The following is an 11,359-nucleotide window of genomic DNA, read 5'->3' as shown; positions in this document are numbered from 1 at the left end:
CGCGCGAGCCCCGGCGGCCGACCGGCCGCCGGGGTCATACCGGAAGAAGCGGAGCCGGCCGGTAAGCCGGGTTCTGTCGTGGACAGTCATTCCTCTGGGCCTTGCGTCGCCGCAAGGCTCGAGCGACCAACCCGGGGACGACGCGGGCCGCGCCATGGTCCCCCTATTTGGTCTTGCTCCGGGTGGGGTTTGCCGTGCCCTGCGGCGTTGGCCCCGCAGGCGGTGCGCTCTTACCGCACCGTTTCACCATCACCACGCACGTCTTGCGACGCCGTTCGGCTGTCTGTTCTCTGTTGCACTGTCCGTCGGCTCGCGCCGCCCAGGCGTTACCTGGCACCCTGCCCTGTGGAGCCCGGACTTTCCTCGGCACGCGATGCGTGACGCGACTGTCTGGCCGACTCCGCCGGGCAGTCTACCCGATCGCGCCACGGCCGGCCGCGCGCGCCGGAGTCATCGACCGCCAGCGGCAAGCGCCGGCATGACGCCGCGCGCGGCGCCGGCGCGCTCGGCGCTCACCGTCGACTCAACGTCGTCCGGCGCCGGAGGCCGCCACCGCGCGGACCTCCGGCGCCGGCAACGCGCCAACAGAAACGAGTCAGAACGGGCGAAGCCGCCCCGTCCCGCGCCGGCTTCGTTACGGGTCGAAGCCGTCGCGGAACAGGACGTCGCCGCCGACCTGTACCTCGAACGCACCGATGTCGGCCGCGGCACCGGCCTCGCGCGCGAACGCAGCGCCGCGCTGGTCGCCGATCAGGCTGGCCGTATTGCTGCCGGCGTCGATCGCCGGACTGCCGGCAGCCAGCGCATGGGTCGGCGTGTAGCCGCCGTTGTCGGCCAGCGGCAGCAACAGCGGATCGGTCTGCAGCGTATCGGGCGGCACCATCAGCGTGGCCTGCCCGATCAGGTTGTTCGCGCCGCTGACCGCAGCGTCGGCAGCGCCGCCGAGGTCGTTGTCGCCGTTGCCGGCGAGGATCGTGCTCTGGATGTCGGCGCCGGCGGTCAGATGCAGGGCGCCGGCCGCCTCGGCATCGAGGTTGAACGCGATCGTGCTGCTGACCAGCATCAGCGGCCCGCCGATCCGCGCGCCGCCGGTGCGCAGCGCGGCCTCGTTGCCGGAGATCGTGCTGTTGAGGATCACCACGCTGTCCTCGGCCGCCGAGCCGGCGCTCAGGCCGGCGGCCTCGCTGGCGCGATTGGCCGTGATCGCGCTGGACAGGACGACCGTCGATCCGACGATCGACGCGCCGCCGGCGCTCGAGACCGCGTAGGTGGACGTCGCCTCGTTGCCGCGGATCTGGCTGTAGAACGTCTGCAGACTGCCGGCGCGGGCGCCGCCGCCTTCGACGGTGCCGTCGGCGAGTGCGGTATTGCCGCTGATCGTGCTCCACAGCAGCGACAGCTCACCGTCGACCGCGAGGCCGCCGCCGCGGGCGCTGCCGCCCTCGCCGGCGATGACATTGCAGCCGGTCACGACTGCATGGTCGAGCATGACGCTGCCGGTGGACATGATGCAGCCACCGGCGGCGTCGCCGGCGGTGCTGTACTTGCCGTTGATCAGGCTGAGATCGGCGACCGTCAGCAGGCCGCCGCCATGGGCGAGGACGCGGCTGGCAAGGCCGGCATCGATCGCGAGCGCGTCGGCACCGGGGCCTTTCAGCGTGACGTCGCCGCTCAGCGCGATCTCGCCGGAGCTCAGCGTGATCGTGCTGCAGGTCAGCGCGGACAGGTCGATCGTGTCACCGGGGCCGGCGGACAGCGCGACCTCGCGCAGGCTGCCGGGGCCGGCGTCGTCGCAGCTGGAGACCGGCAGCACCGCGGCGCCGGCCGGCACGGCCGTGGCCAGGGCCAGCGCGCAGCAGACCGCGGCCAGCGGATGGCGGCGCAGCCGCCGCAGGGCGAGGTCGGACGAGGCGGGGTTCATCGCGCGGGCTGCGGGCGCCATCACGGCTCGAACCCGTCGGCGAACAGCGCGTCGGCGCGCGTGACCATGATGCGCTGCGTGTCGGGGCGCGAGACGATGCCCGCGTCCAGCCCACCGGCGATCAGCACGTCGCCGCCGCCGGTCAGCGCGGCGCTGTGGAACACCACCGGATGGGTCAGCTCGGCGATTACCTCGAACGCGTCGCGCGCCGGGTCGTAGAGCTCGACCGGCGCGACCGGCTGAGAGTTGCGGTTGCCGCCGGCGAACACGACGCGGCCGTCCGGCAGCGCGGTGGCGGTGTGGTAGTAGCGCGGAAACACCGGCTGCGCGGCCAGCGTCGAGAACTGGCCGGTGGCCGGATCGTAGACCTCGGCGACGCCGACCTCGAGGTCGCCGTTGAAGCCGCCGACGATCAGCACGCGGCCGTCCGGCAGGCGCGTGGCGGTCGCCGCGATGCGCGCGATCGCCATCGATCCGGTCGCACTGAACTGACCGGTCGCCGGATCGTAGAGCTCGGCCGCGGCCACCGCTTGGGCACCGGTGGTCTGGCCGCCGGCGATCAGTACGCGGCCGTCGGCCAGCTGGGTCGCCGTCGCGTAGGCGCGGCCGATCGCCACCGCACCGGTCGGCGCGAACTGGCCGCTGGCCGGATCGTAGACCTCGGCGACCAGGATCCACTGCGGATCGGCAGGATTGGAGTCGGTGCCGGTGGCGACCAGCACGCGACCGTCGGCGAGCCGCGTCGCGGTGTGCAGGTTGCGTGGAGCGCCCAGCGCGCCGGTCGCCGCGAACTGGCCGGTCGCCGGATCATAGATCTCCGAATTGGGCACGCCCTGGCAGACCTGGAAGCCGCCGGAGCTGCCGCCGAGGTTGACGCAGCCGCCGCTGACCAGGACGCGGCCGTCGGCCAGCACCACGGTGGCGGCGGCGGCGTACATGCGCCGGTACAGCATCGGCCCGGTGGCGGCGAAGGCGCCGGCCGCCGGATCGTAGATCTCGGCGGTGCGCAGGATCTCGGTGCCGTTGTTGCCGCCGGCGATCAGCACGCGGCCGTCCGCCAGGGTCGAGGCGGCATGGCCGTAGCGGCCGGTCCCGAGCATCGCGGTCGCGCCGCCGGCCGGCAGCGGGCCGGCGACGGCCGGCTGGACCTGCGCGGGCGTGCCCGGCAGGAAGGTCACGACCGGAGCGGCGTAGGCCGGAGCGGCGGCGGCGAGGACGGCGGCGATCAGAAAGCGTTTCGGATTCATGGCGATGGCGGGCTCGAAGTGGAAGCGATGATCACCCGCCGCGGCGGGCCGCCGCTGCGCTGCGGCGCCTCGGCATCTCATTAACGAGATCGTGCGCCGAACCCTGACACGATCGTGACCGAGCCCGTCGCGACGCGGCCGGCGAGGCTCAGGCCAGGCCGCTGAGACCGAAGAACGCCGGCCGCTGCGGCTCGCGCGCCAGCGCGCGCAGGCCGGCCTCGGCGCGGGCCCGGCGTTCGGCGTCGATGCCGGGGCCGCCGAGCTGGCGGTCGAGCGCGTCGAGCAGCAGGTCCAGCTGCCAGACCTGGACCACGTCCTCGGCGCCGAGCGCGGCGACCAGGGCTGCGCGCCGTGCGGCCAGATCGGCGAGCCGGCCACGATCGGCGCCGGCCAGCGCCGCGGCCCAGTCGCGGTGGATGCGGCTGCGCACGATCGCCGGCGCAACCGGATCCTGCGCCGCCTCGAGCTCGGCGACCGCACGATCCAGATGCGCGATCGCCGCCTGCGCGCGGCCCTGGCGGATCAGGCAGCGGCCGAGCGTGTCCTCCAGATCGCCGCGCAAGGCGCTCGGCGTGGCGCCGTACATCGCCTGCACGTCGGCCAGGCCGCGCTCGATCAGCGGCATCGCCTCGGCGCAGCGATCGGCCTGCAGCAGGGCCTCGGCCAGCACCCAGCCGGCACGCGGCACGTACGGCCACGGCGTGCCGAGCGCCTCGGCTGCGGCCAGGTTGTCGCGCGCGGCCGGCAGCGCACGCGCCAGGCGCAGCGCGTAGAGATCCAGGCGGTTGCGCGTGTCCTGGAAATGCACGCGCTGCACCGGCGTCAGCACGCCGCCGCCGGCCAGCGCGGTCGCGGCCGCGTCGAGCTCGGCATCGGCCGCGGCCAGGTCGCCGCGCCCGGCGTGGCACAGCGCGAGCGAGACCTGGGTCATCACGGTGCGGTTGTTGGCATCGCCCAGGTGTTCGCGAAAATCGGCCAGCACTGCCTCGAGCCCGGCCACGCCGGCCGCCGCGCGGCCGAGCTGGCAGGTCTGCCGCGCGATGATCTCGCGCGTGACCATGCGGTCCTTGCGCGTGGCGTCCGGTGTGCGCGCCTGGATCGCCGCGGACTGCTCGAACAGTCCCAGCGCGCGCCGGTACTCGCCGCGCTGGCTGGCCGCCAGCGCGCGATAGAACAACGCGAACGCGGTCTCGGCGCCGGGCGGCCCGCCGTGACGCGCGAACGCGGCCAGCGCGGCGTCCAGATCGGCCTCGGCGGCCGCCGCGTCGTCGCGCTGCAGCTGCGCATAGCCGCGGTGCATCAGCAGTACGCCGGCCCACGGCCGCTCGGCATCGCCCTCGGCACGTGCCACCGGCAGCGCCCGCGCGATCAGCGCGAACTGTTCGTCGACGCGGCCCTGCTCGCGCAGCGCGCCGATCAGCGCGTCGACGCTCTCCAGATAGTCGCGGCGCTGCCGGTCGCGGACCGGCTCGAGCAGCGCGACGGCACGCTCGGCCAGCGGCAACATGCGGTCCTCGCGGCCGAGTGCGGCCATCACGCCGGCGATCTCGCGCAGCAGCGCGGCGCGGGTCAGGTCGTCGACATCGGTCCGGCCGTCGAGCGCGCGCGCGGCGCGCTCGAACAGCTCGACGGTGCCAGCGCCGGCGGCGTCGGCGTTCTGCGGATCGCCCTGGCGGAACACGTCGCGCACGAACGACAGCACGGTCTCGGCGCGCTCGCGCTGGCGCCGCTCCCGATAGGCGCGATCGAGCGCGTAGCCGCTGGCGACCAGCAGGCCGATCGCCAGCACCGCGATCGCCGCGGCAGCGGCGGCATGGCGGCGCAGCAGCTTGCCGAAGCGATAGCCGAACGAGCCGCGCTGCGCGAGCACCGGCAGACCGCCGAGCCAGCGCTCGAGATCCTCGCCGAGCGCCTGCGCGGTCTCGTAGCGCTCGCGCGGATCGGCCGCGGTGGCCTTGGCGACGATCCGCTCCAGGTCGCCGCGCAAGGCGCGGCGCAGCGCCGGCGGCGTCAGACCGCGATCGGCCGCGACGCGCGCCCCTGCGTCCGATGCCAACTGCGCGTAGGCGGCCTCCAGCCGCGGCAGGCCGGCCTCGCGCGCGAGCGCGCCGTGGCGGCGCAGCGCATGCGCCGGCACGCCGGCCAGGAGTTCATACAGCACCAGGCCGAGCTGGTAGACGTCGCTGGCGATCGTCAGCGGCTCGCCGCGCAGCTGTTCGGGCGCCGCGTAGGCCGGCGTCATCGTGACCGTCTGCGTGCTGTCCGGCGCGGTGTCGTCGAGCAGCTTGGCGATGCCGAAGTCGAGCAGCTTCGGCGCGCCGTCGGCGTCGACCAGGATGTTGGACGGCTTCAGATCGCGATGCAGCACCAGATTGCGATGCGCGAACTGCACCGCGCGGCACACCTGCACGAGCAGGCGCACGCGCGCGCGCAGCTCCAGGCGGCGCCGATCGCAGGCACGCGTGATCGCGATGCCGTCGACGTACTCCATCGCGAACCACGGCGTGCCGCCGGCATCCAGGCCGCCGTCGGTCAGATGCGCGATGTGCGGATGGCCCAGCCGCGCCAGGATCTGCCGCTCGCGGACGAAGCGCGTCGCCAGCGCGGCGCTGGAGCCGCGCATCGACTTGAGCGCGACGCGCTGCTCGATGCCGTCGATGCGGTCGGCCAGATAGACCTCGCCCATGCCGCCCTCGCCGATCAGGCGCACGATGCGGTAGCGGCCGCCGACGATCGCGCCCGGCGCCAGTCCCGCGGCCTGCGGCGCGGCGGGCTCTTCGGCGCCGTCGTCGACGGTGGCCTCGAGCAGGCGCCGCACCGCCGCTGCGAGTGCCGGATCGGCCGCGGCGAGGCGTTCGCGGCGCTGCTCGGGCGCGGCCTCGACCAGGGCGTGGAACAGCGCACGCACATCGGCGTAGCGCGTCTGGAACAGGTCCTCGCTCATGCTTCCAGGCGCGTGCGCAGCCAGCTGCGCGCCAGCGCCCAGTCGCGGTAGACGGTGCGTTCGTCGACGCCGAGCACGCCGGCCACCTCGGGCACGCTGAGGCCGACGAAGTAGCGCAGTTCGACGATGCGCGCCAGGCGCTCGTCGATCCGTTCGAGCAGACCGATCGCCTCGTCGAGATGGCCCAGGTCGGTGCGGTCGGGCAGCGGCAGGTTCAGCGCCACGGTGATGTCCTCGCGCTGCCAGGCGCCGCCGTGCTTGTCGGCCGCCGCGCGGCGCGCGCGGTCGACCAGGATCTGGCGCATGGTGCGGCCGGCCAGGCGGAACAGGTGCTCGCGGTCGGCGATCGCAAGGCGGTCGGCGTCGAACAGGCGCAGGAACATCTCGTTGAGCAGCGCGGTCGGCTGCAGCGTGCGCTGCTCCGGATGATCGGCCAGACGGCGCGCCGCAAGCGCGCGCAGATCGCCGTAGATCGCCGGCAGCAGCGCATCGAGCGCATACGCGTCGCCGTCGCGCCAGCGCCGCAGCATCAAGGTCACGTCCGTCCCGTCGCCCATCGATCGTTCAACCCGCTACCAGTGCGCCGCGGCGCCGCGTCGCCGGCCGCGCGCGATTCGACGCGCCGGTCCGGGATGCCCGATCATGCCATCAAACCCCTGCCCGAGAGCGCCGATGACCGACCCGACCGCCGCCTGCGATGCCGAGCGCGCTGCGTTCCGTTTCGTCGCGCACGGCGATGTGCCGTCTGCCGAGGACGTGGCCGCCGTGCTCGCGTTCTGGACGCGCGAAGGCGCGATCGCCGAGGCGGCGGTCCGCGAAGCGCGCGTGCGCGAGGTCGTGCTGCATGCGCGCGATGCGGCCGGCGAGGTCGCCGGCGTCTGCACGGCACGCCCGCTCACGCTGGCCCAGATCGGCCAGCCGCTGTACTACTGGCGCACCTTCGTCGGTGCGCGCTGGCGCACGACGCGGCTGGCCTACGCGCTGCTGCAGCGCTCGTTCGCGCTGCTCGAGGCGCAGGCCGCGACGCGGCAGCCGGCCTGCATCGGCGTGCTGCTGGAACTGGAGAATCCGCGCTTTCGCGACCGGGGCCGCGCGCCGGTCTGGCGTAACGGCTACGTCTACGTCGGCCGCAGCCCGCGCGGCCTGGAGCTGCGCGTGCGCTACTTCCGCGGCGCGCGGCTGCTGCCGCCGACGCCGGCTTCGGCTCCGGAGCGCTGAGCCGCCGGCCGATGCGGCGGACCCGGCGGCGGCGTGGCAGGTGCACGGTTTTTCCAGTCGGGAGAATCCGGCGTCGCGGTCGGCAGGCCGGCGACGGTCCGGACGGCGTGTCCTGTCGCGTCCGCCCGCCGCAGCATCGGTGCGCGAATCGGGCGACGGCCCGGAATCGGCGTCGCTGGCCGCGTCGCGCGCCGCCTCGCCAGCGGACCGCGGACAGCCCGCGCGTTCGCCCGCCGGTAGACCGGCCGGTCGAGCCACACGCCGCGTGCATGAGCCGGCGTGACTCGATCTCTGCCCGACGCGCTAGGATGCGGTGATCGTGCGCCGCCGCACAGCGAGCGGCACGCGGCGGCCTCACCGCATTGGGATTCGGCGGGCCGGACTGCGTATCGGTGATCGACCGACGAGGAGAACACCGCATGTCGATTCGCGCACGGGGCCTGCTGCTGGCGCTGCTGACCGGCTCCGCCGGCGCCCATCCGGCCTGGGAGCCGGTCTGGACGACCACATGGAACGCCGCGGACGCGTCCGCGACGTTCCCGGGCGTGCTGCGCCGCGCCGACGACGGCGCGCTGTTCGTCGGCGTCGAGCCGTTGCGCAGCGGCAGTACGCGCGCCGGCGTGCTGCGGCTGGAAGCCGACGGTACGGTCGGCTGGGTCCACGAGCGTCCCGACCGGCCCGGCCCACCCGCCGACGTCGTGCTGCTGGCCGATCATCGCGTGGCCCTGGTCGGCGGCTTCACGGCGCCGTTCGTGCGCACGATCGACGCCCTCAGCGGCGCCCTGGTCTGGGAGGCCGGCGCGAGCGATGCCGTGCTCTGGGTCGAGCCGAGCTTCTTCCAGACCCGGCAGCTCGCGCAGACGCCGGCCGGCGAGCTGCTGATGCGCGCCGACGACGGCACCGACTTCGTCGTGCCGCGCTTCGACGCATCCGGCCAGGCACTGCCGGCCTGGCGCTGGACCGCTGCCGACGAGGTCGCCACGGCCGATTCGATCGTCGCCCTGCCCGACGGCGGCGCGATCGTCGCCGGCCGCGGCGACACCATCGGCGGCGGCTACCGGACCGTGCGCTTCGGCGCCGACGGCGGCATCGTCTACACCGACACCGAGCTCGGCGAGATCGGCAACCCGCTCGGCGCCGCCTGGCTGACGACGATGGCGGACGGCGCCGCGCTGCTCGTCGGCTCGCCGGAGACGCACCTCGGTACGCCCGGCGTGATGGCCTGGAAGATCGGGGCCGACGGCAGCCGGCTGTGGACACGCGTGCTGTCGAATCAGTCGCAGCAGTCTTCCACGTTCACGGGCTGGACGCCCGTGCTCGCGCCGAACGGCGATCTGCGCATCGCCGTGCATCCTCCGGAAGTGCTGCGTCTGCTGCGCATCGACACGGCGACCGGCGACACGCTCAGCGACGTGGCCTCGGCAGTGGCGGGCTTGCCGATGGCCCAGGCCATCGCGCCGAACGGACGCAGCCTGCTGGTCGGCTACGCATTCATCCCCGGCGGCGGCGGCCGCACCTACGCGACGATGGCCGAGTTCGACGCGGACGGTGCGCTGTGCCGTCAGCGCAGCAGGCTGCCCGACCTCGGCAGCCTGAGCGGCGCGGTCGCCGGTGCCGAAGGCTGGACCGTCGTCGGCACCAGCGACGCCGGCAGCGTCGTCGTGCAGCGCTACGACGCGGACGGCGCCTGCGGCGAGAACCTGTTCGCCGACGACTTCGAGCCGCGCTGAGCGGACGCAACCGTGCGACGGTACGCCGCGCGCTGGCGACCGCGCCGTTCACGACGTCGCTGCGTGCCGGCGACGAGGAGCGCTGAGACGGAGCTCCCGACGACGGCGCGCAACGCCGGTGCCGCGGCCTCGATCGCGTCGCCGATCGCATGTGGGCCGACCGGACGTCAACGCATCTGCGCCGCAACCGGCACCGGCGGCCTCACGAAACCGGACTGCTTGCTCGCCGCGCGCGTCGCCGCGAGGACGCGCGCGGCCTGTGCTCAGAGCGAAACGATCGGCTTGAAGCCGCCCCAGAACATGCGCTTGCCGTCGAACGGCATCGTCTGCGGCGTCAGATGGGCCAGACGCGGATCGGCCATGACCTTCTTGTTGATGCGGTCGCGCTGCGCGCGCGAGGCATAGACGATCCACGAGAACACGACGACCTCGTCCGGCTTGAGCTTGACCGCCTGCGGAAACGAGGTGCGCTTGCCGGGCTTGACGTCGTCGGCGACGCATTCGACGTACTCCAATGCGCCGTGTTCCTTCCAGATCTTGCCGGCCTTGCGGGCCAGCGCGCGGTACTCGGCCAGTTTCTCCTTCGGCACCGGCAGCACGAAACCGTCGACGTAGCTCATGACGCGTCTCCTCGTGATCGGATGTGCCGGCGATCATACGCCGCGCCGCCGGCAACGGAACCGGAAAGGCCGCGGCGCCGCCGCGGCGAGGGCGATCGGGAACGCAGTCTTCGCCGATGCCGGCACGGACAGTCGGGTGCGCCGCCGTGCTCGGTTACACTCCGGCCCCTTTTCCGTTGCGAGGCTGCCGTGGACGAATCCACCACCGAAACCACTGCCGGTCCCGCGCCGCTGAACGCGATCGAGGCGCGCATCCTCGGCTGCCTGATCGAGAAGGCCGCGATCACGCCGGAGGTCTATCCGCTGACGCTCAACGCCCTGGTCGCCGCGTGCAACCAGAAGACCAGCCGCGAGCCGGTGCTGCAGCTCGATCCCGGCGCCGTCGCCCATGCGCTGCGCGACCTGGAGACGCGCGAGCTGGTGCGCGTCGCACCGTCGTCGCAGCGCGTATCGCGCTACGAGCACCGCTTCGACGCCGGCTTCAACGTCACCACCCGCCAGCGCGCGGTGCTCGGCCTGCTGCTGCTGCGCGGCCCGCAGACGCTCAACGAACTGCTGACACGCAGCGAGCGTCTGGCCGAGTTCCCCAGCGTCGAGGACGTGCGCGACACGCTCGACCGTCTCGCCCAGCGCGAACCGCCGCTGGCCGTCAACCTCGGCCGCGCATCGGGACAGCGCGAGGACCGCTACATGCATCTGCTGTGCGGGCCGGTCGATGCGGACGCCTATGCGGCGACGGCGGCGGCCGATGCATCGGGTTCGGCGCGCGGAGGACTGGCCGAACGTGTCGCGCAGCTGGAAGGGGATCTGGAAGGTTTGCGCGCGGAGCTGGAGGAGATGCGTGCGCGGCTGGGGGCGGCGGGGATTTGAGGTCGCTGTTTTGGGTTCGCCTGCGGGCGAGCGGGGTGGGTTTCGGCTGTTACCCACCTGTAGGTTTCGATTCTCAGGTGTGCGGCATCCGTGCCTTTTTCCGCTCGCCTCCGGGCGAGCGGGTCACTTTCTCGCGTGCCCACAGCGCCGCTGGAGCGGCGAAACCGGTTCGATGTTTGGGTGGTTGTTGCTTCGTAGGTGGTCGGCATCCGTGCCTTTTTCCGCTCGCCTCCGGGCGAGCGGGTCACTTTCTCGCGTGCCCACAGCGCCGCTGGAGCGGCGAAGTCGGTTCGATGTTGGGGTGGTTGTTGCTTCGTAGGCGGTCGGCATCCCTGCCTGTTTTCCGCTCGCTCCCCCGTGGATGGGTTTGGGTTGCTGCCGATCCGCGGTTTCGCTTCGTAGGCGGTCGGCGTCCCTGCCCTTTTCCGCTCGCCTCCAGGCGAGCGGGTCACTTCTCTTTGCGTGCCCAAAGAGAAGTAACCAAGAGAAAGGGCACCCCACAGACGTGCCCTGCGGGTTCGTGGGCCGGAGCCGAGGTTCGTCGACAGCACCTCCTGTGCTGACGACGAACGCGCGGGCCTCCCTGCCCGCGCCCCTGCGGGCTTTTCGGCCCCGTCCCACCACGTCTGACGGGACCCGAGAGCGCGCTTCCTGCGCGCAGAAGATCAAGCAACAGCAAAAGCGGCGTCGATTGCGCCCTGCCCCTGCTCTTTCGCTGTCGCTTTCAATTCAAGTTCCGCTTTCATCAACACTCACTCATTCTGCGCAGGCAACCGCGCCTCTTCGCTCTCGCTCTCGCTCTCGCTTGA

The 11,359-nt window shown here is 73.0% G+C and carries 8 protein-coding genes and 1 other RNA gene; 3 read left to right on the top strand and 6 right to left on the bottom strand.

The window, feature by feature from the left end:
• Positions 1-46: 46 nt before the first annotated feature.
• From rnpB to VMR06_RS03855, 5 genes are all read right to left on the bottom strand, one after another.
• Positions 47-402: RNase P RNA component class A (gene rnpB, locus VMR06_RS03875), an RNA gene on the bottom strand.
• Between the two features lie 232 nt (positions 403-634).
• Positions 635-1,921, bottom strand: coding sequence for a choice-of-anchor Q domain-containing protein (locus VMR06_RS03870; protein ID WP_325373192.1), 1,287 nt, complete (start codon positions 1,919-1,921; stop codon positions 635-637).
• A gap of 20 nt (positions 1,922-1,941) precedes the next feature.
• Positions 1,942-3,168 carry a Kelch repeat-containing protein gene (locus tag VMR06_RS03865; protein ID WP_325373190.1) on the bottom strand — a complete coding sequence of 409 codons (1,227 nt, stop codon included), beginning with the start codon at positions 3,166-3,168 and terminating at the stop codon, positions 1,942-1,944.
• Positions 3,169-3,316: 148 nt separating this feature from the next.
• A complete protein-coding gene (locus VMR06_RS03860; protein ID WP_325373187.1) occupies positions 3,317-6,112 on the bottom strand; it encodes a serine/threonine-protein kinase in 2,796 nt (931 codons plus the stop codon).
• Positions 6,109-6,669 (bottom strand): ECF-type sigma factor, encoded by a 561-nt coding sequence (locus tag VMR06_RS03855; RefSeq protein WP_325373185.1) that lies wholly within the window; start codon positions 6,667-6,669, stop codon positions 6,109-6,111. Before VMR06_RS03855 ends, VMR06_RS03860 begins: the two co-directional genes overlap by 4 nt.
• Positions 6,670-6,784: 115 nt before the next feature.
• On the opposite strand from VMR06_RS03855, the gene VMR06_RS03850 reads away from it, so the two are divergent.
• Both VMR06_RS03850 and VMR06_RS03845 read left to right on the top strand, forming a co-directional pair.
• A complete protein-coding gene (locus VMR06_RS03850) occupies positions 6,785-7,330 on the top strand; it encodes a hypothetical protein (protein WP_325373183.1) in 546 nt (181 codons plus the stop codon).
• Positions 7,331-7,749: 419 nt separating this feature from the next.
• Complete coding sequence (locus VMR06_RS03845; protein ID WP_325373181.1) at positions 7,750-9,060, top strand: hypothetical protein; 1,311 nt, start codon at positions 7,750-7,752, stop codon at positions 9,058-9,060.
• 263 nt (positions 9,061-9,323) lie between these two features.
• Here VMR06_RS03845 and VMR06_RS03840 read toward each other — a convergent pair whose 3' ends face one another.
• A complete protein-coding gene (locus VMR06_RS03840; RefSeq protein WP_325373179.1) occupies positions 9,324-9,680 on the bottom strand; it encodes a DUF1428 domain-containing protein in 357 nt (118 codons plus the stop codon).
• Positions 9,681-9,869: 189 nt separating this feature from the next.
• Between VMR06_RS03840 and VMR06_RS03835 the strand changes: the two genes are divergently transcribed.
• Positions 9,870-10,550 carry a YceH family protein gene (locus tag VMR06_RS03835; RefSeq protein WP_325373177.1) on the top strand — a complete coding sequence of 227 codons (681 nt, stop codon included), beginning with the start codon at positions 9,870-9,872 and terminating at the stop codon, positions 10,548-10,550.
• The last annotated feature ends 809 nt before the right edge of the window (positions 10,551-11,359 follow it).

Origin of the sequence: Dokdonella sp. (assembly GCF_035511235.1) — a bacterium.
Taxonomy (GTDB): Bacteria; Pseudomonadota; Gammaproteobacteria; order Xanthomonadales; family Rhodanobacteraceae; genus Dokdonella.
This window is presented reverse-complemented; position numbering and strand designations above follow the sequence as displayed.